Source organism: Geobacillus sp. BK01, assembly GCF_052220245.1.
Classification (GTDB): domain Bacteria; phylum Bacillota; class Bacilli; order Bacillales; family Anoxybacillaceae; genus Geobacillus.
In genome coordinates this window covers 73,191-95,424 of sequence record NZ_JBQPTH010000006.1, presented here as the reverse complement: position 1 = coordinate 95,424, position 22,234 = coordinate 73,191, and the positions used below count along the sequence as shown (strand labels likewise).

The following is a 22,234-nucleotide window of genomic DNA, read 5'->3' as shown; positions in this document are numbered from 1 at the left end:
CTTCGTGTTGTCCGAAGTGGGAGTTTCTTTATTCCGTGATGAAAGCAATGTCTTCGTTCCTTTGGGTGCTACTTCGACCGCCCCATCCCGCTAGTCTTGCAACACCCGCAACGCTTCCCGCACTTTGCGGGCAAATTCAAGCGGGGGCTCAATCGACTGAAAGTGCATATACATTGCCCGCGGCCGTTCAAATAACCAGTGGTTGTGGACAGCGGTGACGGTGATGCCCCGTTTTTTCAACTCCCGCAGCAGCGGGTTGACTTCTTCTTGAAGCAATACCGTTTCCCCTAAATTCAAGGCATTTCCTTGGCTGTCTAAACTTTCAAAGGAAAACAGTTGTGGGTTCACGAGCGGGGAATTGGTTCGCCTCCCCATAATGGTGAACGGAATATCCCGAAACTTTTGCACAAAACAGACTCCGTTCATCAAGCTTCCTGTCCCACCAAGAATGCTCGCAAACTCCCGGCATAAGTCTTTTCTCGATTCCCAATCCATTGGTGATCTTCCCTTCGGTGAAAATGAAAAGGACGCATTGCCCTTTTGTTTTTTATTGTATGGTTTGAGAACGAGGCGGAATGGGACAGGAGTTGACGGCAAGGGCGGAATTTGTGTCGGAGTGTCAATGAAGGGTGACATGACAGGTGATGGATGGAGCGTTTCAAAAAAGAAAAACCTCTCTCGACAGACGAGACGGAGGTATGAAACCGACCTGAGGGACGATGAAGGTGTTGAACATGAAAAAACGGACGGAACGGCGGGGGGCTAATACATATTGAGCGCCGTCTTGACCCGCTTGATTTCCTTTTTGTTTTCAAACAGTTCTTCGACCAAAATGTTTTGGCCGTTGGCGACATCGGTGAGCCGTTTGTCCATGTCGGATACTTGCTGGCTTAATTGGTTGAGTTGTTCATTCGTTTGCTGTGCTTGTTTGGCGAGCTGGTCGACTCGCTTGTTAGTTTGTTGTACTTGGTGGTTTAGCTGCTGCACTTGGCTGTTAAGGTGTTGGACTTTCTCGCTTGTTTGCTGCACGTGTTGGCTGAGCTGTTGTACTTGCTCGTTCATTTGCTGCACCTGTTGGCCCAGTTGCCGTACTTGTCCATTTGTTTGCTGCAGCTGGTCGGCAAGTTCTTTAATCGCTTGCCAAATCATTTCATTTGAGATCGCTCCCATTCGACAATCCCCTTTCTGGTTCGATTCTCCTTCTATTATACATGGCGAAAGAAAGAGATGATAGAAGAAAGATGACGAAACGTTTTTCTTTGCGGCCCGCCCCCTCGATGTGATATACAAAAAAGTGTCAACAGTACACTATTGGAGGATGGGCACTGTGATCCGTGTCAGCCATTTGCATAAATCGTTCCGCGTTCATCGCCGCGAGGCTGGATGGCTCGAGGCGGTGCGGCATTTATGGCGCCGCGACTACCGGATGGTTGAGGCGGTGAAAGATGTTTCATTTACGATTGAAAAAGGGGAGATCGTCGGCTTTTTAGGCCCGAACGGGGCGGGGAAGACGACAACAATGAAAATGTTGGCCGGCCTTTTGCACCCGACATCAGGGGAGATTACAGTCGGCGGATTTGTGCCGTTTGAACAAAAGCCGGAGTTTAAAAAGATGATGAGCTTGGTGATGGGGCAAAAAAGCCAGCTCATTTGGGACATCCCGCCGATGGAGACGTTTTTGGTCAATAAAGCCATTTATGACATCGATGATCGGTCATTTCGCCAGACGCTTGAGGAATTGACGGAACTGCTCGACTTGGCCCCGCTTCTTGACAAGCCGACGCGCAGTCTGTCGCTTGGCCAGCGGATGCGCTGCGAGCTGGCGGCGGCGCTGTTGCATCGGCCGCACGTGTTGTTTTTGGACGAACCGACGATCGGGCTGGACGTTCATACACAAGAAAACGTGCGCCGCTTTATCGTGGACTACAATCGCGAGCATGAGACGACGATTTTGTTGACGTCGCACTATATGGGCGATGTCGCCGCGCTTTGCGACCGGGTGATGATCATTAACTACGGGCGGTTGATTTACGATGGGGAGCTCGCGGTGCTGACGGAGAAGCTGGCGCCGTACAAACGGCTTGAGGTTCGGTTTTCGCGGCTGCCGGATATTGATTGGAATGAGTATGGCGAAGTGGCGGAAATCGAAGAAGGGACGGTTGTGCTCCGGGTGGCGCGCGGGACGGCGGCGGAGACGGCGGCGCGGTTGTTGGAGCGGTTTGACGTCCGCGATATCAACATCGAAGATCCGCCGCTTGAAGAAGTGATTGCGCGCGCGTTTTGGGAGGAGCACGTATGATTCGCAAATATATCGCCCTATTGCGGATGAAATATATCGAAATGCTGGCGTATCGGCTGGCGACGTTCGTTTGGATGACGGGGGCGGTCACGCAGCCGCTCATTACGATGTTTGTCTGGATGAACATTCATCCGGAAGAGAGCGAGTCGTTTCTATTCTATTTTATGGCGGTCATATTCGTCGAGCGGATGACGAGCGCGTGGGACGTGTGGGAATTGGACCGTGAAATTCGCGAAGGGACGTTTTCGAACTTGTTGCTGCGGCCGCTTCATCCGATCCATTGGGCGATTGCGGAAAACATCGTGTACAAATGGCTGTTTGCCGTCGTTTTAGTGCCGGTTTGGCTGGTGGGGGCGGTGTTTTGGCCCGCGCTTCGCCCGCACATGACGGGAGGTCAGGCGGCGTTGTTTTTGGCAGCGGTCGTATTGGGAGCGGCGCTCCGGTTTTTGCTGAGCTACTCATGCGGGCTGCTCGCGTTTTGGGTGACGAAGGTGGCGGCGGTGTACGGGGTGATCGATGTGATGTCGCTGTTTTTGTCAGGGCGAATCGCGCCGCTTGAGTTTTTGCCGCCGACGCTTCGCGAATGGAGCGAGTGGCTGCCGTTTCGCTATATGATCAGTTTCCCGATTGAAATCGCCACCGGGGCGGCAGGCGGCGGAGAAATGATGCGCGGTTTTGCGATTGCGGCCGGGTGGATGGTCGTGTTTGTCGCAGGGTTGCAGCAGCTTTGGAAAGCGGGAATGCGAAAAAACCAAGCGGTAGGTGGGTGAACATGCGGCGGTATGGACGAGTGTTCCGCGAGTTTTTCCGCGCCTGTTTGGTCGAGGAACTCGAGTATCGAAGCGAATTTTTCGGCAATGTGATCGCCAGCTTTTTTGGCGTTGGCATCGCCCTGCTTACGGTCCATATCTTTTTTTATCAGACGGATCGCCTAGGCGGCTGGACGTATGGGGAAGTGCTGGTGTTGCTCGGCGTCTTCAATACGTTGCGCGGGCTCATCGATTTTGCGCTCCGCCCGAACATGCCGCGGCTGCTTGAGCACGTCCGGCGCGGCACGCTCGATTACGTGTTGACGAAGCCGGTCGACAGCATGTTTTACGTCAGCTTCCGCCATCTTGTTTTTTGGCGGCTCATCGATGTCGCGCTCGGCCTCGGCATCATCGGTTATGGCTTGTATGCCGAGCGCTACGTTCCGTCGGCGGCGGACGTGCTGATGTTTTTGATCGTGATGGTTGCTTCGCTTTTGCTTATTTATTCGTTATGGGTGATGCTTATGACGACGTCGTTTTGGGTTGTGCGCATTGATGATTTGTCGTTTATTTTCGACTCGTTTTTTGACACGGCCCGCTTCCCCGGCAGCATGTATCGCGGTGCAGTGCGATGGGTGATTACATACATCCTGCCGGCGGTGTTGATCACGAATACGCCCGCGCTCGCGCTGCTTGGAAAATGGAGCATTCCGACAGCCCTCATCGCGTTGGCGGTCGCCGTTTTGTTTGTATGGCTCGCCCGCCGCTTTTGGCGCTTTGCCTTGCGCTTTTACACGGGGGCGGGCGGATGAGGAAAAGCCTTCTTCGAAGAGGGCTTTTTTCTTTGACCACGGCTGTTTCGTCCGCCTATCGGCAACGCTCGGCCAGCGAATGGACGAGCGTCGCACGGTTTCGCTGCCGGCCTGCACAGATGGCGGGGAGGCGTTGACAGTGCGGTTTCGTTTCTTGTTATGGTCTCGGATGTTTTTTGGCGGCGAACTTTCCCTAAACTTCTTGAACGAGGAGACATAGCGCGGAAGACAGGATTTCTGCTTTCCTGTCTCCCGTATTTGTTGACTTTTACGTTAACGTAAATTAAAATAATATTCAGAATATTAATTCTAGAAAAGGGATGGCCATGCGTTATTTCACCATTTCCGAACTGGCGCAGGAGTTTGATGTGAGCACCCGGACGATCCGCTACTATGAAGAGCGCGGCTTGCTTTCCCCGATTCGGACCGAGTCGGGGCAGCGGCTGTATCCAAAAAAGGAGCGGGCGAAACTGAAGCTTATTTTGCGCGGCAAACGGTTCGGCTTTTCGCTTGAGGAAATTCATGACATGATTGCGCTGTTTGATGAGGACCGCACCGGGAGGAAGCAGTTGGAAAAAACGATCGAATACGGGCGGCGGAAACTAAAGGAGGTGAGCGAGCGGATTGACGATTTGCTGCAGCTGAAGGCGGAGATGGAAGCGCTGCTTTTTGACGGAGTGGGGCGAAACGGCAAAAGCGTTTGTTGTTTTGAGCCAACCGCTTGAACCGCTTGCGGAAGAATGCAAGCGCTTCCTATCCGACAAGCTTGCCGGTTACAAAATCCCCCGCTTGTATGAGGCGATCGCTGAACTGCCGCGCAATGCGACGGGAAAAGTGCTGAAACAAGTGCTGCGGGCGCGGGAGGTGGCAGCACAAAAGGCGCAGGCATGATGAGCAAGGAAGGAAAGGGGAGAGATGATGAGACCGCTTCGTGAAGCTGATCCGAATTTGCTGGCGAATTTGAAACGGTATTTGGATGATGAATTGTACCGCTATGCCGAAGAAAAGCTCGAATCGTTTTATGAATTTTGTTTGACGGATGTCGACCGCCGCGCCGTGCACACCGACCGCGAAGGGCAGCCGCGCCTCATCAAGTACGACCGGTTTGGAAACGACATTTCCGAAGTGTGGGTGAACGAAGGGTACGAACAGACGGCGAACCAGACGTACGAAACGGGAATCGTCGGCTATGTGCACAAGCCGATTCCCGAGCTTGGGAGAAAAGGGAACTACGTTTACTCGTACGCCCAAGGATACATTTTGTCCCAAGCCGAGCCGGGGTTTTACTGCCCGGTGACGCTGACGATGGCGACGGCGTATGTGCTTGAGCATTTTGCCGATGAAGCGTTAAAAGCGCGGTACTTGCCCCATGTCATTTCCACCGGAGAGGTCGAATTGTACGAAGGGGCGACGTTTTTAACCGAGCGCCAAGGCGGGTCGGACGTCGGCGCCAATGTAGTGCGCGCTGTGCCGTGCGGCGATCATTATAAGTTATACGGGGAAAAATATTTTGCCAGCAACGCCGGCCGCTGCGGCGTGGCGCTCGTGTTGGCGCGCATCGACGGAAGCGGGCCGGGAACGAAGGGGCTGAGCCTGTTTCTCGTCCCATGGCGCCGTGAGGACGGGACGTTAAACGGCATCGCGATCCGCCGCTTAAAAGATAAGCTGGGCGTGCGCGCCGTGCCGTCGGCTGAAGTCGTGTTTGACGGGGCCGAGGCGTATGTCGTCGGCGATCCGGCCAAAGGCTTCTATTATATGATGGAAGCGCTCAATTTGTCGCGCGTCTGCAATGCGGTCGCTTCGGTCGGCATCATGAAGCGGGCGCTTGAGGAAGCGAAACAATACGCCGAGCGGCGCACCGCCTTTGGCCATGTCTTGACGGAATATCCGATGGTGCGCGGGACGCTCGCCAATTTGACAGCGAGGCAGGAAGTGGAAACGAGCGCCTGCTTTGACATGGTTGCTTTGTTTGACCGCGTCATGGCCGCGCCATATGAAACGGGCGAGGCGGAGAAAGCGTGGCTTAGGCTTTTGATCGCCTTGCTGAAAATGCGCACCGCCGACGAAGCGATCGCCTTCAGCCATGAGGCGATTGAACTGCACGGCGGCAACGGGTATATCGAAGATTTCGTCACCCCGCGCCTGCTCCGCGACGCGCAAGTGCTGACCGTCTGGGAAGGGACGGCCAACATTTTAGCCCTTGAGGTATTGCGGCTCATGCGCAAATACCGCATTCACGAACGGTTCATCGCTGCGATGAAGGAGCGGCTTGAGCGTCTAACGGCTGAGGTTAAGTCGCTTGCCCGCCCGGTTGAAGAAGGGCTGAAGGAGTTGGCGTCGGCGCTCGCCCGTCTTGGCGGCCAACCGGAAGACGTGCAGACGTTCCATGCGAAAACCGTCGCCAACCGAATGTGTGATCTGTATTTGAGCGTCACCGCCCTGGAGCGCGGGCAAGAAAACGAGCGGAACAAGTGGATCGCCGAGCTGTTTTTGCGTCATGTATGGGAGCGCGGGCTCGTTGATGAACGGATGGCAGCGGTGCGTTATTTTGAGATGATCATCGGTCGGACGTTGTCTTCGCTCGAACGCCAATAAGCGAACAACGAAACATGGATGACGGTTGAAGATGCGCCAAGCCGGGCTTCAGAGCGGCTCGGTTGCACTCTAGGGCAAAATCCGTTAAGATGGAGACTCTAGAAGACCGGTGAATGAACGGAACAGATAATGTCCAAATATGGTGAATATTGCAAATCACGACTTCGTTTCTGCAGAAAACTATTGATTGGAGAAAACAGTGATGTTTACCGGTCTTTCAGAAACGGTTTTGCGGAAAGGGGAAGGGTATGGCCGAACAGTCATCCATCACTTCGTTATTGATTATCGTTGTAGTCGCGTTTTTAACGCCGATTTTGTTAAACCGGCTCCGGCTGCAATTCATCCCGGTTGTGGTGGCGGAAATTATCGCCGGTATTGTGATCGGCAAGACAGGATTTGATCTTGTGCAAGCGGATATGTGGATTGAGACGCTGTCGACGCTAGGATTTTTATTTTTAATGTTTTTAAGCGGTCTTGAAATCGATTTTTCGATGTTTGCCAATCGCCCGAAGGTGGAACACAAACGAAAAAAGGAGCCAAATCCGTTTGTCGTGGCTCCGCTGATTTTTATCGCCATTTTTGCTTTGTCTTACGGTCTTTCCTATTTGTTTGTTGTTTTTGGCTACACGGACAACGCGTTTCTCATGACGCTCATCATTTCAACCATTTCCCTTGGCGTTGTCGTGCCAACGTTAAAAGATGGCCATTTAATGGATACAACGATCGGACAGACGATTTTGCTTGTGGCGGTTATTGCTGATTTGGTGACGATGATTTTATTGGCTGTGTTCGTTTCAATTTATGAGCCGGGGCACGGAAGCATATGGTTGCTGCTCGGTTTGTTCGCTTGTGGTGTGGTGTTTTACTTTATCGGAAAACATTTCAAAAAACGTTCGTTCGTCGAGACGATGGCGAAAGGGACAGTGCAAATCGGCACTCGGGCTGTGTTTACCTTGATGATCGTGCTTGTCGCCTTATCGGAAACGTTCGGGGCTGAAAACATTTTAGGGGCCTTTTTGGCAGGGGTGCTCGTTTCGTTGCTATCCCCTAATAAAGAACTGCGCCGTCAACTTGACTCGTTTGGTTACGGATTTCTTATTCCGATTTTCTTCGTTATGGTTGGCGTTGATTTAAACTTGCGTTCGCTTGTGACCGAGCCGACGGTTTTGGCGATGATTCCGCTTCTCTTTTTGGCGTTGATTGTATCGAAAGTCATTCCTGTTTTCCTGCTCCGCATTTGGTATGATACGAAAACGACATTGGCTGCTTCATTTTTGCTTGTGTCGACGCTGTCGCTTGTCATCGCCGCAGCGGCCATTGCCAGACGAATCGGGATTATTGATGAGACGATGGAAGGGGCGCTCATTTTAGTGGCGGTGCTTTCAAGCGTTATCGCCCCGGTTTTGTTTAAAAAGCTGTTTGTCCGGCCGCACGATGAGCGGAAGATGGCGGTGGCGCTCATCGGTGCCAATCAATTTACATTGGGGGCGGCGCGGGAGCTTGATAGGGATCGCTACGATGTGAAACTGTTTCATATCCAGCGGGACAATATCGAGCGATCTGGGGCGGATGCTGTGTTTCCGATTGTCGATATTCCCGATTACACAAAAGAGACGCTGGAAGAGCGCGGCGCCTTTGCGGTCGATATTGCTGTGGCTTGGACTGGAGACGAACGTGTGAATGCGGATGTCGCCTTGGCGGCGAAAGAACAAGGAGTGAAGCGGATTTTGGCGCTGGCGGAAAGTCCACAACAAGTTGAGCGGTTAAATGGGGCCGACATTGAAGTGCTGTCCGTGTTGCGTTCGTCCATTTCGATGCTGCGGGCATCGATCGAATCGCCGCGGGTGGCGCGGATGATGATGAATACAGACACGGCGCTGCACGAAATTGCGATGAACAATCCGGATTATGACGGGATGATGCTCCGTCAGTTCCCGTTTATGGGTGATTGTATTATCGTCCGCATTTTCCGCGACAACGAATCAATTGTGCCGCACGGAGATACGACGTTGCAAATCGGCGACCGTCTGATTGTAACCGGGACGGGGGAATATGTTGAACAATTGCGTCATTGGCTTGAATAAGTAAAAAACAGACGATCAACCGGGATCGCGATGTCTTAAAGAATGAAAGGGGAGGGGCGATGGAATTAGATCGCAAGCGGCGTTTGGCCGTCGGCCGCATATGGATTCCGTTGTCCATTGCGATTGTCTTACTCGGCGCATTGGCTTGCATCGGGCTGTCTGTTTACGTCGGTTGGCAACTGACCCATAAACCGCGCGCGCCGATTACGGCAACGCCGCAAGACTACGGCATGGCGTATGAACGTGCGACGTTTGCAAGCAAAGATGGAAAAACGGCGCTTAAAGGCTGGATCATTCCGCCTAAAGGAGCGGCGAAGATGACGGTCATTTTTGCCCACGGATACGGCAACAACCGTGTTCAAGAAAATGTGCCGTTTTTGCCGCTCGCCAAGCGGCTCGTTGACGAAGGGTACCGCGTCGTCTTGTTTGATTTTCGCGCTAGCGGCGAGTCGGAAGGCGATATGATTACGATCGGCGTCAAAGAGAAAGACGATCTGCTTGGCGTCATCGATTACGTGAAAGAGCATTACCGCGAACCGATTGCTTTATACGGCGTTTCCATGGGAGCGGCGACAGCGATCTTGGCGGCGGCGGAGGACCATGATGTGCGCGGAGTGATCGCCGACAGCCCGTTTAGCGACCTTGAATCGTATTTGCGCGCCAACATGCCGGTGTGGACGCATTTGCCGAACGTGCCGTTTACGTACCTCATTTTGGCGATCATTCCGGCGCTGGCCGATTTGGATTTGGGCGTGTCTTCGCCCATTCATGCCGTCGATCGTGTCGCGCCGAGGCCGATTTTGTTCATCCACAGCAAAGATGACCACTCCATTCCATACAGCGAAAGCGTGAAGTTGTACGAAACCCACCCGGACGTCTTTCAATTATGGCTGACGGAAAGGGCGGATCACGTGAAAAGCTTTTCGCTGTATGGCGAAGAATACGCCAAGCGGATGTTGGCGTTTTTGGATGCATTGGCAAAAGGTTCTTCATAAGCGGCCGATTCGCTCGTGGCCGTTTTTTGTATTATACTGGAAGAACCTTAAAAATGCTAATTTGTTTACATCAATCAGCAGAGGAGGAAAGAACATGTGCGGCCGCTTTACGTTAACCGTTGATTTGGAAATGTTGCAGGCGCGCTTTCATTTCCGCTATCAAGGTTCGCTGGCGCCCCGGTTCAACATCGCTCCGAGTCAGGAGGTGCTGACCGTTGTCGCCGAAGGGGAAGAGAGAATCGGCAAAATGATGCGTTGGGGGCTTGTGCCGTTTTGGGCGAAAGATGACCGCATCGGGGCGAAAATGATTAACGCCCGGGCGGAAACGGTCGATGAAAAGGCGAGTTTCCGCCATGCGTTCAAACGGCGGCGTTGCCTCATTTTAGCTGACGGGTTTTATGAATGGAAGAAGGACGGGGCGAAAAAAGTGCCGTACCGGTTTACGCTCAAAACAGGCGAACCGTTTGCGTTCGCGGGATTGTGGGAGCGCTGGGAGGGAGCGAGCGGGCCGCTTGAGACGTGCACGATCATCACGACGAGGGCAAACGGGATCGTTGCCCCGATTCATGACCGGATGCCGGTCATGTTGCCGCCTGAACGGCATGAAGACTGGCTGGATCCGCGTTTGGACGACAGCGAGTATTTGAAATCATTGCTTCGGCCGTATCCGGAAGAGCAAATGCAGGTGTACGAAGTTTCGGCGCTCGTCAACTCGCCGAAACATGATGTGAGCGCTTGCATCGAGCCGGTTCACAGCCGATGAATGGGGGGGTAGGATGCACCCGGTCATCTTGTTTGACGGCGACTGTTTGTTTTGCCATGCGAGTGTCTATTGGATCGCCGCCCGCGATCGAAAGGCGGTGTTTCGCTTTGCCGCACAACAGAGCGCCGTTGGCCAGGCGATATTGGCGGCACAAGGCGCGGCGGGAGGGGATAGCGTCATCCTTGTTGCGAACGGCCGCTCCTATGTGAAATCGGATGCCATCTTGCGCATCGGCCGCCGCCTTTCGCGGCCGTGGAGCTGGTTGGCAGCGGCCGGATTTCTCATTCCCCGGCCGCTGCGCGACGGCGTGTATCACCAGATTGCGAAACGCCGCCATCGCCTGATCCGAAAGCGTAGTCATTGCCGGCTGCCGCCTCCTGAGCTGCGATCTCGCTTTCTTGATGAATGGCCATGGTGAAGAAGGAAAATACGCCCGTTTGTCGTATTGAAAAGGGAACGAAACGAGGGAGGGGAAATGGGGAGGGCAAACGGAACAACACGGTGGCTTGATGATTGCACACCTCGGGCGCTTGAGCATTTTGCCGATGAATTGATGGCTATGGCTGAGCAAAGTGCGGATGAGACTCGGTGCCGATTTTACGAAGGGATGGGGGTGGCGGCGAAACTCATCGCGCTCCGGTGGGAAGGAAAATGCGCCTATATTGATGATCAGCTGCTTGATAATGTATACGAGGCGTTGACTGTCCTTACAAACGATAAACAAAAAGCCGAGCACGGACTGGCGGAATGAATACGGCGGCTCGCTCAGCAAAAAGCCGATGTAATTGTACAGCATCACAAACCCGCCGAAAAAGAGCGATATGCTTGCTTTCAGATATATGCTGCTTCCTTTTTCGATGTATGTCAAGGTCGGTCGCCTCTTTTTTTCGAATGAACGGGGACTGAACATTTCTGCTTTCTACTATACTGCTTTTTCCGATTGATCGTCTACAAAAAGAAACATCCGCCGCCCGCAAGGCGGCAGATGTTGGTTAGTTTTGTCGTTCGAGCATCCATTTTGGCTTGCCGAAGCCTTGAAACTCTTTGTCGATAACGGCCTCAAATTCTTTTGATTCGACCGCTTCTTTAATGTCTTTAACGAACGGTTCGTTCAAATCTTTTGTGTTGACAACAATGCGATTCCGGTAGTCATCCGGCATGTTTTCCAACGCTAAGGCACTAGTTAAATCCATTTTCGCCGCTAAGGCGAAGTTGCCAGGGACGGCGGCCAAATCCACGCCTTCGACTGTGCGCGGCAGCTGGCCGGCTTCAATTGGCTTGAATTGGAGATGTTTCACATTTTCCTTGACATCTTTTTCTGACACAGTGAGCGGGTTTGCTGACGGATCAAGCTGAATTAAGCCATGGTCTTGCAAAATTAGCAACGCCCGCGCCAAGTTGGTCGGGTCGTTCGGGATGGCGATTTCGCTCCCGTCTGCCACGTCATCAAGCGATTTGAATTTGTTCGAGTAAATGCCCATCGGGGCGGTCGGCACAACGATGACCTCTGAAAGATCTAAGTTGTGTTCTTTTGCGAAGTTTTCCATATAAATTTTATGTTGGAATAAATTCGCATCCAAATCGCCGTTGGCTAAAGCCAAGTTCGGTTGAATGTAATCGCTGAACTCAACGACTTTGACTTTGTATCCTTTTTTTTCCAAAAGTGGTTTGATGGCTTTGTTGACCATGTCGCTGTACGGACCGGACGTCGCCCCGATCGTCAATTCTTTTTTCTCTTTCGAGTCGGCGCCGCTTGAGGCGGAGTTGCTGTTGCCGCAGGCGGCAAGAGCGCCGAATACAAGAAGCAATGCGAGTACTGTCAACCATTTTTTCATTATGAAGCCCCCTTATGCGAGTGAGTTTTATGGCAAGCGGCCTATCGCTTGTCAACAAGACGGGCGATGCGGTCGCCGGCAAACTGAATGATTTGAACAAGACAGATTAAAATGACAATGGTGGTGATCATGACGGTATTGTCATAGCGGTAGTAGCCAAAGCGAATGGCTAAATCACCGACGCCACCGCCGCCGACAATCCCGGCCATCGCCGAATAGCCGACCAAACTGATCGTTGTAATCGTAATTCCTTGCACAATGCCCGGCCGGGCTTCAGGGAGCAGCACATCTTTAATGATCATCCACGGTGTGGCGCCAACCGCCACCGCTGCCTCAATGACTCCTTTTTCAATTTCGCGCAGCGAAGTTTCCACGATCCGGGCAAAAAACGGAATGGCGGCTACTGACAACGACACGGAGGCGGCTGTCGGCCCGATCGTTGTTCCGGTGATCAGCTTTGTGAGCGGCAAGAGGCCGACAAGCAAAATGATAAATGGAATCGACCGAACCATGTTGACGAGAAAGCCGAGAACGGATTTCAAAACGGCATGTTCCAAAAATAAGCCGCGGTCGGTGACAAAGAGCAAAACGCCGAGCGGCAGCCCGACAATGATCGCGACGAACAAGGAAATGGCGACCATATAAATGGTTTCAAAAAACGCCTTATTCAGCTCCGGAAGCAAGCCTGCCAATGTATCAAGCAGCATAAGCAATCACCTCCAATCCGTTCGTCCGTTTGGCGATATAATCCATCGCCCGTTTGATTTCGTCCGCTTCCCCGATCAGTTCCATCACAAAAATGCCAAGCGGTTTGTCTTGAATGTACTCAATTTTGGCATGCAAAATATTTCCTTTTACTTTACACTGTTGCAACATATCGGAAACGATCGTTTCCGTTGCGCTCTCCCCTTGAAACTGGATTTTCACAATCGTTCCCGTATGCTTTTTCCATAAATGCTCAGGCAAGTCAACATGCAAGACGCTATGGATAAACGATTTTGTCAATTCCTCTTTCGGATTGGTAAACAGGTCGTAAACGGTACCGAGTTCAATTACGTTGCCGTTTTGCATGACGGCAACGCGGTCGCATATATGTTTGACCACTTCCATTTCGTGGGTGATCAAGACGATCGTAATGCCGAGCTCGCGGTTAATTTTTTTCAACAGTTCCAAGATGGACTTCGTGGTGCTCGGATCAAGTGCTGATGTCGCCTCATCGCACAAGAGGACGGTCGGATTGTTGGCAAGCGCCCGGGCGATGCCGACGCGCTGTTTTTGCCCGCCGCTCAGCTGTGCCGGGTAAGCGTCCCGCTTATCCGCCAGACCGACCATATCGAGCAATTCATTCACCCGCTTTTCAATTTCTGCCTTCGGTTTTTTTGCCGCCTTTAAGGCAAAAGCGACGTTTTCAAACACTGTTTTCGAGCTGACTAATGAAAAGTGTTGGAAAATCATGCCGATTTTCTGGCGCGCCTGCCGCAATTCCCGACTGTCGAGCGCCGTGATATCGGTGCCGTCGATGAGAACCCGTCCGGATGTCGGCCGTTCCAACGCATTTAGGCAGCGCAACAGCGTGCTTTTTCCGGCGCCGCTGTAGCCGATAATGCCAAAAATTTCGCCATCGCGAATCGTAAGCGACACGTTATCGACTGCGACAACTTGTTTTCTTTTCATCGAGTAAATTTTCGTCACGTTTTTGATCTCGATCATGTTTGTTCTTCCCCCCCGCCTGCCGGTTGCGGCTTTTTGACAAACAAAAATGCCCCTTTCATTCAGAAAGAGGCATCGGTATGTAAACTGCCGACTTATCTTTCAGAATGAAAGCCATTCTGCAGGAATTGGCACCGTTCCCTCAAGGGGAGGTTGCCGGACGTCATCGGGCCTGTTCCCTCGGTCACTCTCGATAAGCGGTTTGCTGTATGCAATTTTTACAAGATTCATCATAATGCGGCGGCCGTTTGTTGTCAACATATATTTTTTGGAGCAATGTTTGAGGAAGCGTTTCCACTGTTGTGTTTCTAGAGAAATCGTTTTGCTCGTCTTTCGTTTGGAAAAATTGTACAATGCCTGTAGGAAGAAACAATAGGAAAGGGGCAACGCATATGATTCCGATCGTAACGGCCGAGGAAATGTACGCCATTGACCGGGAAGTGGAGGAACGGATCGGCATTAGCGCCGACTCGCTGATGGAAAACGCCGGGCAGGCGCTGTTTCGGGTGCTGAAGGAGCGGATTCCGCGCGCCGCCAAGGTCGCGGTGCTCGCCGGCACGGGCAACAACGGCGGGGATGGGATTGTCATCGCCCGCATGTTGAAAAGTTACGGTTATGAAGCAGATTTATGGCTCGTTCCGCCAATGGAAAAGGTGAAAGGGGCGGCGCGCACGGCACTTCAGGTGTACGAGCGATCCGGTTATTCGTGGGTCGCCTACGAAGGAAAAGAGCGGGAGTTGGCGGCGCTTTTGCCGCATTATGATGTCATCATCGACGCCCTGCTTGGCATTGGCGTCAAGGGGGACGTGCGTCCGCCATATAAAGAAATCATCGAGCAAGTGAACCGTTCGTCGGCGGTTGTCTATGCGATCGACGTGCCGAGTGGGGTGCCGGCAGACGGAGGGGAAGCCGGCACGGCGGTCCGCGCCGATGTGACGCTGACGGTGCACTGTCCGAAGCTCGGGGCGTACACGTTCCCGGCGGCCGATTATTACGGAGAGCTCACCGTCGTGGAGATCGGCATTCCGCCGGCGGCGGTGCAGGCGAAGGCGGCCGCCCGGTTTGTATGGGAAATGCGCGATGTCATAGGGACGATGCCGAAGCGCCAGCGGGCGTCGCATAAAGGAACGTACGGCAAGCTGCTTGTCGTCGGCGGATCCAAGGCGATGACCGGCGCGGTGACGCTCGCTGCGAAGGCAGCGCTTCGCAGCGGGGCGGGGCTGGTGACGATGGCTGTTCCGGAAACGGTGTATGAGGCGGTCGCCAACCGCGTGCCGGAAGCGATGTGTAGGCCATGGCCGGCCGAGGGCGGCGCGTTTGCCGGCGCGGCCGATTGGGACGGCCTTGAGATCGATGCGATCGCTGTCGGCCCAGGGATGGGCCGGACGGAAGGGGTTCGCCGCTTGGTCAATGAGCTTGTGCGCCAGCCGGTGCCGCTTGTCATCGACGCCGATGCCTTGTTTTTCTGGGGCGATTATGCCGAGTTCGTGCGCGGGCGGAGCGCGCCGACTGTGATCACACCGCATCCGGGGGAAATGGCGCGCCTCCTTCGCCGCCCGGTCAGCGAGGTGGAACGCGACCGGTTTGGCGTGTCGAAGCGGTTGGCGATGGAATACGGCGTATATGTCGTCTTGAAAGGGCCGTACACGATCGTGACGGCGCCGGACGGGGCGCAATATGTGAACGCGACCGGCAATCCGGCCTTGGCGAAAGGCGGGAGCGGCGACGTGTTGTCCGGCATGATTGCGGCATTTTTGCTGCAGCATGAAGCGGTGCAGCCGGCGGTGAGCAACGCTGTGTTCGTCCACGGCCAGGCGGCCGATTGGCTCGTGCAAAACGGCCATTCGGTGTGGGACGTCCTCGCTTCTGATGTCATTGATGCGTTGCCGGCGGTGTTGGCCGGCTTTAACGCCGTTGGGGCATAATGGAGCGGGGAAGTTAGGTGTACGAACCGTTGGCTGGAGAACCGATCGAAAAGGAAGCGCGAGAGGAGGCGCTTCCTTTTTGCATCATAGGCAAAAGCGAACAGCTTCGTTGCCTCGGGGATGCTGCATTGTTTTCGGTCGGTTCGCGCAACAGCAAAAGTCATGGCGCTACAAGCGAAGCGACTGCTCCGTTTCATACAGGCGGCGGAGCATCGCTTCGGCCCGCTCGAGTTCGGACGGCATCGCCCGGCCCGTTTGTTCCGCTTGTTGGCGGGCGGCGGAGAGCCGCTGGCTCGCCAGCTGCAGCCGCTGGTTCGCCCGCTGCAAATCCGGTGCGCCATTGCCGGCCTGCGCTTCTTCGACGGCGATGCGTGCTTCTTCGACCGCACGTATGGCGTCGTGGATGAAATCGGGTTTCACCTTTGTCCCCCTTTCCACCGTTGTGTATGTATAACGTGTGTGTTCGAAAGGCCGGATATTCTCGTTGCCGCGGAAAACGAGTTGTATGGTCCTAAACCGGCGAATACAATGTAGTGGACAACAAAGGAGGGGGAAAATGGAAACGATCATCCGCGATCTTTTATTAGGGTTATCGCTTGCCGCGCCGATCGGCCCGGTCAATGCCGCGCAGCTTGACCGCGGCATGCGCGGCGGATTTGTCCCGGCGTGGCTGTTCGGCCTCGGCGCGGTGACGGCCGACCTCGTCTACATTGCGCTTGTCTATTTCGGCGTCAGTGACTGGGTGGAGCAGCAGATCGTGCAAACGTTTCTTTGGATGTTCGGCGCCTTTGTCCTTCTTTATACCGGCGCGGAAAGCGTGTGGAATGCCCGGGCGGTCACCGTCCGCCAAGGGCGGAAAGCGGAGTCGGCGCTTCAGTCTTGGATGGCCGGGTTTCTTCTTTCGCTGCTCAACCCGCTTTCGATTTTGTTTTGGCTTGGCGTATACGGATCGGTGCTGGCCCAGATGGCTGTCGGCGGCAGTGAAGGGCACGTGTTATGGCGCACGGCGGCGATTTTGGCCGGCGTTTTGTTGTGGGATGCGGCGCTGGCCGCGGCTGCCGGCAGTTTTCGCCGGTACGTCACCGCCAACATCTTGGCTGCGGTATCGCTATTGTCCGGCATGGTGCTGGTCGGGTTTGGCTGCTATTTTGGCTGGCAAGGGCTGCGCACGTTTTGGATGTAAGAGGCCACCGCCTGCCGTCAGCGCCTGGGCGGCTTGCCGCTTTCTACGTCTGCGGCCGGATGCGCGGATTTTGCACCGTTTTTCGGGTGCGGATGAACGCGGCGAAAGCGATGGCGGCGACCAGCGCGAGGCTGATGAAAAAGCCGGGCCGGATGCTGCGATCCACGACGGTTCCGCCCACCGCAAACACGATGAACAAAAACGCTGCCCAACGTTTCCAGCGCGCGAGGCGGCCAAGCGGCAACAGGCGCGGAGCGAACGATAAAATAAACAGCCAGTTGTACAGCAGCAACAGCCCGGCGGCGGTCGTGATGTACTCATACAGGCGCGCCGGCACGAGAAGCGCCAGGATGACAGACAAAAAAAGCCCGGCGGCGGTCAGGAGAAACGTCGGCGAGGAAAGGCCGCGCCGATCGTTGGCAACAAACCGTCTCGGGGCATCGCCGTCTTTGGCGAGCACCGTCACCATCGTCATCACGGTAAACAGCGAAGCGGCCATCGTGGAAAATCCGGCGATCATGAATACAGCGTTAAACAAATGCGGGAATACGGGCAATCCGTGCCAATGGACGGCGGTGACAAACGGGCTTTCTTTGCTGCTGAAGGCGGCGTGCGGCACGATCGCCATCGCCAAGCCAAGGGCGGATACATACAAAACTGCCAGCACCGCGAGCATCGTTTTTCCGGCTTTCGGCGCGTCACCCGGGTCGCGAAGGCGCACCGCCATAAGCGCGAGCACTTCAAGGCCGCCGAATGCGTAAAACGCGTACACAAGCGCGCTCCAAAAGCCGCCGATCCCGTTCGGGAGCCATTCCCGAGCCCGATTCGGGAACGGAACGGCGCCGTTTCCGGCCCACCCGGCGGCGATCGCCGCCGCGAGCGCGATAAAGCCGGCAATCGCCATAAGTTTCACCGCGCCAAGCACATGCTCGAGCCGGCTGAGCAGGGCAGTGCCAAGAAGCAAGACCATCAGACCGAGGACAGCATAGCCGGCCGCAAACAACCAAAGCGGCACATTTGGAAACCAAAAACGGGAAAAAATGGAGAGCGCCATCAGCTGGCTGCCCATAATAAGCAGCTCGGAGCACCAATACGCCCAGCCGCTGCTAAAGCCGGCCCACGGGCCGTATGCTTTTTTCGCGTACGACCGGAACGATCCGGCTTCCGGGTCGGCGGCGGTCATGCCGGCGAGAAGTTCAAAAACGATATAGGCGCTGGCCGCCGCGATGAGAAAGGCGGCGGCGCTGGCCGGCCCGCCCTGCTCAATGGCAAGCCCGGAGCCGAGAAAAAACCCCGTTCCGACCGTACAGCCGGCGCCAAACAGCGCCAGCTGCCGCCATGTCACCATCCCTTGTTCGCGTGGCCCCATTTGTGCTCCCCCTTTCGTTTCCCACTTATTTTCGAAAAACGAAGCGTCGTTTATGCGGGCGGGCGATATGGCGGCAACGCACGGAAAGGCGGGAGTTCCATTTTTGGACAACCATGGATATAATGGGTGTATCAATCAAAGAAGGGGGATGGAGGCCATGCCGTCATTCGTTTGGCTCGAAACGGAGGAAGAAGTGAGAAGCGCCTTTCCGATTATGCGCGAGCTGCGCACCCACTTGGATGAGGAAACATACGTGGCGCTTGTGCGGGAAGCGCAAGAAAAAGAAGGGTATAAGCTCGCGGCGCTTTACGAAGGGGACAAAATGGTTGCTGCTGTCGGATTTATGCCGATGATCACGCTCTATAACGGCCGTTTTATTTGGGTTTGCGATTTGGTCACGACATCAGCCGAACGTTCGAAAGGGTATGGAAACATGTTGCTGTCGCATGTGCATGATTGGGCGAAAGAGCACGGCTATGGGATTGTCTCGCTGTCATCCGGCCTGCAGCGGATTGACGCCCATCGATTCTATGAGAAAAAAATGGAGTATGAAAAAGTGAGTTATGTGTTTTTGAAACGGCTATAAGATCCGCTAAGAAACGTCCGCGATGCGGGCGCTTTTGATTTAGGGTAGAAAATCATTCGATTTTTCTGTATAATACAAATATAGTTCATATATTGAAATGATTATTCCGATATTCGGAACAGAGGAGCGACGATGAACAAAACGGTGTTAAAAACAAAAGAGCTGCTTGATTTGTTTCTCGACTGCGAGCGGTTGACGCTGCCGGAGATGGTCGAGCGGCTTCGGATGCCGAAAACATCGGTATACCGGATGGCGCAGTCGCTTGTCGCGCTTGGCTTTTTGCAAAAGCGGGGCGATCACTATGAACTCGGTTTGGCATTGTTGACGTTTGGGTCGCTCGTTGCCGAGCGGCTCGATATTCGCCGGGTGGCGCTGCCGGTGATGGAGCGGCTGAAAGAAGCGACGAACGAAGCGGTGAATCTCGTCATCCGTGACGGTGATGAGGCGCTCTATATTGAAAAAGTCGAGACGTCCGAGCCGGTGCGCGTCTATACGAAAGTCGGACGGCGCGCGCCGCTGTACGCCGGCGCGTGCCCACGCGCTTTGCTGGCCTTTATGGACGAAAAAGAGCAAGCTCGCTATTTGGAACGGGAAAAACTTGTCAAAATCGCCAAAAATACAGTAACGGACAAGCAGGCGTTGCGTCGGCAGTTGGAAGAAGACCGGGAACGGGGCTATACGGTCAGCTATTCCGAGTTGGAAAACTATTCAGCGGCTGTGGCCGTGCCGATTTTGAACCATGAAGGCGCGGCCGTAGCCGGGCTGAGCGTCGCCGGTCCGGAACAGCGCTTTTTGCCGGATGATGTGGCGCGCATCGTGCCGTTGCTTCGGCAGGCGGCGATGGAGATTTCACGTGAACTTGGCTTTCAAGGAAAGGGATGGAAATGAACTATACGCTGTTTCCGTTATGCGAATATGCGGTGACCGTCCGGTTTGCCGACTATATCGATGAAACCGTGAATGATATCGTTCATGAGACAGCGGTTCGCCTAAAGGGAGAACGAAAAGAAGGGGTCAACGAAATTGTGCCGGCGTTTTCGTCGCTTACCGCTTATTACGATCCGCTCGTAGTCGGCTATGCGGACGTATGCCGATGGCTGCGCGAAAAGGTCGAGTCGCCCGGACAGACGGATCGCCCTTTGGCGCGAACGGTTGTCATTCCTGTCTGCTATGGCGGCGAATTTGGGCCGGACTTGCCAGAGGTCGCCCGCTTTCACGGGATATCGGAAGATGAGGTGGTCAAGCTTCATTCGGCCGGCCGCTACCGCGTCTATATGATCGGGTTTTCGCCCGGGTTTGCGTATTTGGGGGGCTTGCCGCCGCGTTTGGCCACACCGAGGCGGGCGGTGCCGCGGACAACAGTGCCAGCCGGTTCGGTCGGCATTGCCGGCGGGCAGACGGGCGTCTATCCGCTGGCGACGCCGGGCGGCTGGCAGCTGATCGGCCGGACGCCGCTCCGCGTATTTGACCCGCACCGGAAGGAGCCAAGCTTGCTTTCCGCCGGTGACATTGTTGAGTTTCGGCCGATTGGCGCCGATGAATTTGCACGTTGGAGAGATGAACATGATTGAAGTCATGGAGGGCGGATTTTTTACGACCGTTCAAGATAGCGGACGTTTCGGCTACCGGCATGCCGGGGTGCCGGTGGGCGGGGCGATGGACGCGTGGGCGTACCGCCTCGCCAATGCGCTTGTCGGCAACTGCGGCGATGAGGCGGTGCTCGAGGCGACGATGGCCGGGCCGACGATTCGGTTTCACGCCGAAACGGTGATCGCCATATGCGGCGGTGAGTTCTCATGCGCGCTGAACGGGCAGCCGTTGGCGCTTTGGAAGCCGGCGGCCGTCAAGCCGGGCGATGTATTGGAAATCGGGGCATGCCGGGCGGGATGGAGAGCGTATATGGCCGTAGCAGGCGGCATTGATGTTCCGCCTGTGATGGGCAGCCGTTCGACGTACGTCCCGGCGCAGCTTGGCGGTGTATCGGGCCGTCCGCTGCGGCGTGGGGATGTGCTGAAAATCGGGGCAAGCAACCTCGTTTCCCCTTCAAGGCCGCTTCATTGGGGGCTCTCCCGGTTGGCCAGCCGGTATATCGGCGGAAAAACGAAAACGGTGCGCGCTGTCCCCGGTCCGGAATATGACGAGTTTACGCCGGCAAGTCGCCGCGAGTTTTTCGCCGCCCGTTATGAGGTGACGCCCCAATCCGATCGGATCGGCTGCCGGCTGGCGGGCCCGGCGCTAGTCCGCGCCCGCGAGAAGGAGATGGTGTCGGATACCGTCGTCTTCGGCACCGTGCAAGTGCCATCATCCGGCCAACCGATCGTGTTGATGGCCGACAGCCAGACGACGGGCGGCTACCCGCGCATCGCCCAAGTGGCGGCGGTCGATTTGCCTTTGTTGGCGCAGGCGCGTCCCGGTGACCATATCGAGTTTCAACCGATCGCGCCTGAGGAAGCGGCGCGGCTTTATATCGAACAACAGCGGCGGCTGGATCGGTGGGTTGCCGCCATTCGCCGCCAATGGGGGGAAGAATCATGACGGTCATTGATCTCAATTGCGATTTTGGCGAAAGTTTTGGTGTATACGAGCTTGGGCAGAAAGAAATATTGTCATACGTTACGTCTGTTAACATCGCCTGCGGGTTTCACGCCGGTGATCCGCTCGTCATGCGGCGGACGGTGCAGCTCGCCATCCGGCATGGCGTTGCCATCGGCGCCCATCCGGGTTTTCCTGACCTGCTCGGGTTTGGGCGGCGGGCGATGGCGGTTTCGCCCGAAGAAGTGTATGCGTACGTTGTTTACCAAATCGGCGCGCTTGCAGCCTTTGTCAAGGCGGAAGGCGGGACGATGACCCATGTGAAGCCGCACGGCGCCTTGTACAATATGGCGGCGAAAGACGCGGCGCTGGCCGAGGCGATTGCCAAAGCGGTGCGCGATGTTGACCCGTCGCTTGTATTGTATGGTTTGTCGGGGAGCGAGCTCATCCGCGCGGGCCGCGCTTATGGCTTGCGAACTGCGAGCGAAGTGTTCGCCGACCGGACGTACCAGGCGGATGGTTCGCTCACTCCAAGAAGCGATGCGCGTGCCATCATCGCGGATGAAAACGAGGCGGTCCGCCAAGTGCTCCGCATGGTTGACGAGCAGCGTGTCCGCTCCGTGCAAGGGACGGACGTGGCGATTGAGGCCGACACTGTCTGCCTGCATGGCGACAACGAGCACGCGGTCCGGTTTGCCAAACGGCTGTACGAAGCATTGCAACAGGAAGGCATCACCATTCAGGCGCTGCGGTAGGAGGAGAGATCATGCACAAGAACGAAAGCTGATTAAGCGTGT

At 55.1% G+C, this 22,234-nt stretch carries 23 protein-coding genes, 2 pseudogenes and 1 riboswitch; of the genes and pseudogenes, 18 read left to right on the top strand and 7 right to left on the bottom strand.

Going from position 1 to position 22,234, the window contains the following annotated elements:
• Positions 1-90 precede the first annotated feature (90 nt).
• Positions 91-495, bottom strand: a complete 405-nt coding sequence (locus tag ACTVDO_RS08705) for a DUF1259 domain-containing protein (protein WP_020959620.1) — start codon at positions 493-495, stop codon at positions 91-93.
• Positions 496-762: 267 nt separating this feature from the next.
• The gene (locus tag ACTVDO_RS08700) at positions 763-1,170 is read right to left on the bottom strand and encodes a hypothetical protein (RefSeq protein WP_020959621.1); all 408 of its coding nucleotides are present in this window, start codon (positions 1,168-1,170) and stop codon (positions 763-765) included.
• Positions 1,171-1,327: 157 nt separating this feature from the next.
• Here ACTVDO_RS08700 and ACTVDO_RS08695 point away from each other — a divergent pair, with 157 nt between their 5' ends.
• The 11 genes and pseudogenes from ACTVDO_RS08695 to ACTVDO_RS08645 form a co-directional block, all read left to right on the top strand.
• Positions 1,328-2,299 carry an ABC transporter ATP-binding protein gene (locus tag ACTVDO_RS08695; protein WP_020959622.1) on the top strand — a complete coding sequence of 324 codons (972 nt, stop codon included), beginning with the start codon at positions 1,328-1,330 and terminating at the stop codon, positions 2,297-2,299.
• Complete coding sequence (locus tag ACTVDO_RS08690; protein WP_020959623.1) at positions 2,296-3,069, top strand: ABC transporter permease; 774 nt, start codon at positions 2,296-2,298, stop codon at positions 3,067-3,069. Before ACTVDO_RS08695 ends, ACTVDO_RS08690 begins: the two co-directional genes overlap by 4 nt.
• 2 nt (positions 3,070-3,071) lie before the next feature.
• Positions 3,072-3,860 carry an ABC transporter permease gene (locus ACTVDO_RS08685; RefSeq protein ID WP_020959624.1) on the top strand — a complete coding sequence of 263 codons (789 nt, stop codon included), beginning with the start codon at positions 3,072-3,074 and terminating at the stop codon, positions 3,858-3,860.
• A gap of 326 nt (positions 3,861-4,186) precedes the next feature.
• On the top strand, positions 4,187-4,585 hold the full coding sequence (locus tag ACTVDO_RS08680; protein ID WP_020959625.1) for a MerR family transcriptional regulator: 399 nt from the start codon (positions 4,187-4,189) through the stop codon (positions 4,583-4,585).
• Positions 4,536-4,751, top strand: a pseudogene (locus ACTVDO_RS08675) (AMP-binding enzyme); the annotation flags it as partial. The gene ACTVDO_RS08680 and the pseudogene ACTVDO_RS08675, both read left to right, overlap by 50 nt.
• A 27-nt stretch (positions 4,752-4,778) precedes the next feature.
• The gene (locus ACTVDO_RS08670; protein ID WP_442901385.1) at positions 4,779-6,455 is read left to right on the top strand and encodes an acyl-CoA dehydrogenase family protein; all 1,677 of its coding nucleotides are present in this window, start codon (positions 4,779-4,781) and stop codon (positions 6,453-6,455) included.
• 248 nt (positions 6,456-6,703) lie between these two features.
• Positions 6,704-8,539 (top strand): monovalent cation:proton antiporter family protein, encoded by a 1,836-nt coding sequence (locus tag ACTVDO_RS08665; RefSeq protein ID WP_020959631.1) that lies wholly within the window; start codon positions 6,704-6,706, stop codon positions 8,537-8,539.
• Between the two features lie 59 nt (positions 8,540-8,598).
• Positions 8,599-9,534 (top strand): alpha/beta hydrolase, encoded by a 936-nt coding sequence (locus ACTVDO_RS08660; protein WP_020959632.1) that lies wholly within the window; start codon positions 8,599-8,601, stop codon positions 9,532-9,534.
• 94 nt (positions 9,535-9,628) lie between these two features.
• Positions 9,629-10,297 (top strand): SOS response-associated peptidase, encoded by a 669-nt coding sequence (locus ACTVDO_RS08655; protein ID WP_020959633.1) that lies wholly within the window; start codon positions 9,629-9,631, stop codon positions 10,295-10,297.
• A gap of 13 nt (positions 10,298-10,310) precedes the next feature.
• A complete protein-coding gene (locus ACTVDO_RS08650; protein WP_020959634.1) occupies positions 10,311-10,715 on the top strand; it encodes a thiol-disulfide oxidoreductase DCC family protein in 405 nt (134 codons plus the stop codon).
• Between the two features lie 57 nt (positions 10,716-10,772).
• Positions 10,773-11,018: pseudogene (locus tag ACTVDO_RS08645) on the top strand (hypothetical protein); the annotation flags it as partial.
• A gap of 271 nt (positions 11,019-11,289) precedes the next feature.
• Here ACTVDO_RS08645 and ACTVDO_RS08640 read toward each other — a convergent pair.
• From ACTVDO_RS08640 to ACTVDO_RS08630, 3 genes are read right to left on the bottom strand one after another with little or no spacing between them, the layout of a single operon-like run.
• Positions 11,290-12,132, bottom strand: a complete 843-nt coding sequence (locus tag ACTVDO_RS08640) for a MetQ/NlpA family ABC transporter substrate-binding protein (RefSeq protein ID WP_442901342.1) — start codon at positions 12,130-12,132, stop codon at positions 11,290-11,292.
• A gap of 41 nt (positions 12,133-12,173) precedes the next feature.
• The gene (locus tag ACTVDO_RS08635) at positions 12,174-12,839 is read right to left on the bottom strand and encodes a methionine ABC transporter permease (RefSeq protein WP_020959637.1); all 666 of its coding nucleotides are present in this window, start codon (positions 12,837-12,839) and stop codon (positions 12,174-12,176) included.
• A complete protein-coding gene (locus ACTVDO_RS08630) occupies positions 12,829-13,842 on the bottom strand; it encodes a methionine ABC transporter ATP-binding protein (RefSeq protein WP_020959638.1) in 1,014 nt (337 codons plus the stop codon). Before ACTVDO_RS08630 ends, ACTVDO_RS08635 begins: the two co-directional genes overlap by 11 nt.
• A gap of 92 nt (positions 13,843-13,934) precedes the next feature.
• Positions 13,935-14,042, bottom strand: a riboswitch (SAM riboswitch).
• Positions 14,043-14,234: 192 nt separating this feature from the next.
• On the opposite strand from ACTVDO_RS08630, the gene ACTVDO_RS08625 reads away from it, so the two are divergent.
• Positions 14,235-15,767: a bifunctional ADP-dependent NAD(P)H-hydrate dehydratase/NAD(P)H-hydrate epimerase gene (locus ACTVDO_RS08625; protein WP_020959639.1), complete on the top strand. Its 1,533-nt coding sequence runs from the start codon at positions 14,235-14,237 to the stop codon at positions 15,765-15,767.
• Between the two features lie 168 nt (positions 15,768-15,935).
• On the opposite strand, the gene ACTVDO_RS08620 is transcribed toward ACTVDO_RS08625, so the two are convergent.
• A complete protein-coding gene (locus ACTVDO_RS08620) occupies positions 15,936-16,187 on the bottom strand; it encodes a hypothetical protein (protein WP_020959640.1) in 252 nt (83 codons plus the stop codon).
• A gap of 136 nt (positions 16,188-16,323) precedes the next feature.
• Here ACTVDO_RS08620 and ACTVDO_RS08615 point away from each other — a divergent pair, with 136 nt between their 5' ends.
• Entirely contained in the window at positions 16,324-16,950 is a 627-nt protein-coding gene (locus ACTVDO_RS08615) for a LysE family translocator (protein ID WP_442901341.1), read from the top strand.
• 43 nt (positions 16,951-16,993) lie between these two features.
• Here the strand turns inward: ACTVDO_RS08615 and ACTVDO_RS08610 are convergent, their stop codons facing one another.
• Positions 16,994-18,319 carry an amino acid permease gene (locus ACTVDO_RS08610; protein ID WP_442901340.1) on the bottom strand — a complete coding sequence of 442 codons (1,326 nt, stop codon included), beginning with the start codon at positions 18,317-18,319 and terminating at the stop codon, positions 16,994-16,996.
• A gap of 157 nt (positions 18,320-18,476) precedes the next feature.
• Here ACTVDO_RS08610 and ACTVDO_RS08605 point away from each other — a divergent pair, with 157 nt between their 5' ends.
• The 5 genes from ACTVDO_RS08605 to ACTVDO_RS08585 all read left to right on the top strand — a co-directional run bounded on the left by ACTVDO_RS08605 (position 18,477) and on the right by ACTVDO_RS08585 (position 22,192).
• On the top strand, positions 18,477-18,905 hold the full coding sequence (locus tag ACTVDO_RS08605) for a GNAT family N-acetyltransferase (protein ID WP_442901339.1): 429 nt from the start codon (positions 18,477-18,479) through the stop codon (positions 18,903-18,905).
• Positions 18,906-19,037: 132 nt separating this feature from the next.
• Positions 19,038-19,793: an IclR family transcriptional regulator gene (locus ACTVDO_RS08600; protein WP_442901338.1), complete on the top strand. Its 756-nt coding sequence runs from the start codon at positions 19,038-19,040 to the stop codon at positions 19,791-19,793.
• On the top strand, positions 19,784-20,476 hold the full coding sequence (pxpB, locus tag ACTVDO_RS08595; RefSeq protein WP_442901337.1) for a 5-oxoprolinase subunit PxpB: 693 nt from the start codon (positions 19,784-19,786) through the stop codon (positions 20,474-20,476). Before ACTVDO_RS08600 ends, pxpB begins: the two co-directional genes overlap by 10 nt.
• Positions 20,469-21,440, top strand: coding sequence for a biotin-dependent carboxyltransferase family protein (locus ACTVDO_RS08590; RefSeq protein WP_442901336.1), 972 nt, complete (start codon positions 20,469-20,471; stop codon positions 21,438-21,440). The genes pxpB and ACTVDO_RS08590 overlap by 8 nt, the downstream gene beginning before the upstream one ends.
• The gene (locus ACTVDO_RS08585) at positions 21,437-22,192 is read left to right on the top strand and encodes a 5-oxoprolinase subunit PxpA (protein ID WP_020959648.1); all 756 of its coding nucleotides are present in this window, start codon (positions 21,437-21,439) and stop codon (positions 22,190-22,192) included. Before ACTVDO_RS08590 ends, ACTVDO_RS08585 begins: the two co-directional genes overlap by 4 nt.
• The last annotated feature ends 42 nt before the right edge of the window (positions 22,193-22,234 follow it).

Coding starts and splice junctions, on each gene's coding strand:
- ACTVDO_RS08705 (WP_020959620.1), bottom strand. CDS start 495: ATGGATTGGGAATCGAGAAAAGACTTATGCCGGGAGTTTGCGAGCATT.
- ACTVDO_RS08700 (WP_020959621.1), bottom strand. CDS start 1,170: ATGGGAGCGATCTCAAATGAAATGATTTGGCAAGCGATTAAAGAACTT.
- ACTVDO_RS08690 (WP_020959623.1), top strand. CDS start 2,296: ATGATTCGCAAATATATCGCCCTATTGCGGATGAAATATATCGAAATG.
- ACTVDO_RS08685 (WP_020959624.1), top strand. CDS start 3,072: ATGCGGCGGTATGGACGAGTGTTCCGCGAGTTTTTCCGCGCCTGTTTG.
- ACTVDO_RS08680 (WP_020959625.1), top strand. CDS start 4,187: ATGCGTTATTTCACCATTTCCGAACTGGCGCAGGAGTTTGATGTGAGC.
- ACTVDO_RS08670 (WP_442901385.1), top strand. CDS start 4,779: ATGAGACCGCTTCGTGAAGCTGATCCGAATTTGCTGGCGAATTTGAAA.
- ACTVDO_RS08665 (WP_020959631.1), top strand. CDS start 6,704: ATGGCCGAACAGTCATCCATCACTTCGTTATTGATTATCGTTGTAGTC.
- ACTVDO_RS08660 (WP_020959632.1), top strand. CDS start 8,599: ATGGAATTAGATCGCAAGCGGCGTTTGGCCGTCGGCCGCATATGGATT.
- ACTVDO_RS08655 (WP_020959633.1), top strand. CDS start 9,629: ATGTGCGGCCGCTTTACGTTAACCGTTGATTTGGAAATGTTGCAGGCG.
- ACTVDO_RS08650 (WP_020959634.1), top strand. CDS start 10,311: ATGCACCCGGTCATCTTGTTTGACGGCGACTGTTTGTTTTGCCATGCG.
- ACTVDO_RS08640 (WP_442901342.1), bottom strand. CDS start 12,132: ATGAAAAAATGGTTGACAGTACTCGCATTGCTTCTTGTATTCGGCGCT.
- ACTVDO_RS08635 (WP_020959637.1), bottom strand. CDS start 12,839: ATGCTGCTTGATACATTGGCAGGCTTGCTTCCGGAGCTGAATAAGGCG.
- ACTVDO_RS08630 (WP_020959638.1), bottom strand. CDS start 13,842: ATGATCGAGATCAAAAACGTGACGAAAATTTACTCGATGAAAAGAAAA.
- ACTVDO_RS08625 (WP_020959639.1), top strand. CDS start 14,235: ATGATTCCGATCGTAACGGCCGAGGAAATGTACGCCATTGACCGGGAA.
- ACTVDO_RS08615 (WP_442901341.1), top strand. CDS start 16,324: ATGGAAACGATCATCCGCGATCTTTTATTAGGGTTATCGCTTGCCGCG.
- ACTVDO_RS08610 (WP_442901340.1), bottom strand. CDS start 18,319: ATGGGGCCACGCGAACAAGGGATGGTGACATGGCGGCAGCTGGCGCTG.
- ACTVDO_RS08605 (WP_442901339.1), top strand. CDS start 18,477: ATGCCGTCATTCGTTTGGCTCGAAACGGAGGAAGAAGTGAGAAGCGCC.
- ACTVDO_RS08600 (WP_442901338.1), top strand. CDS start 19,038: ATGAACAAAACGGTGTTAAAAACAAAAGAGCTGCTTGATTTGTTTCTC.
- pxpB (WP_442901337.1), top strand. CDS start 19,784: ATGGAAATGAACTATACGCTGTTTCCGTTATGCGAATATGCGGTGACC.
- ACTVDO_RS08590 (WP_442901336.1), top strand. CDS start 20,469: ATGATTGAAGTCATGGAGGGCGGATTTTTTACGACCGTTCAAGATAGC.
- ACTVDO_RS08585 (WP_020959648.1), top strand. CDS start 21,437: ATGACGGTCATTGATCTCAATTGCGATTTTGGCGAAAGTTTTGGTGTA.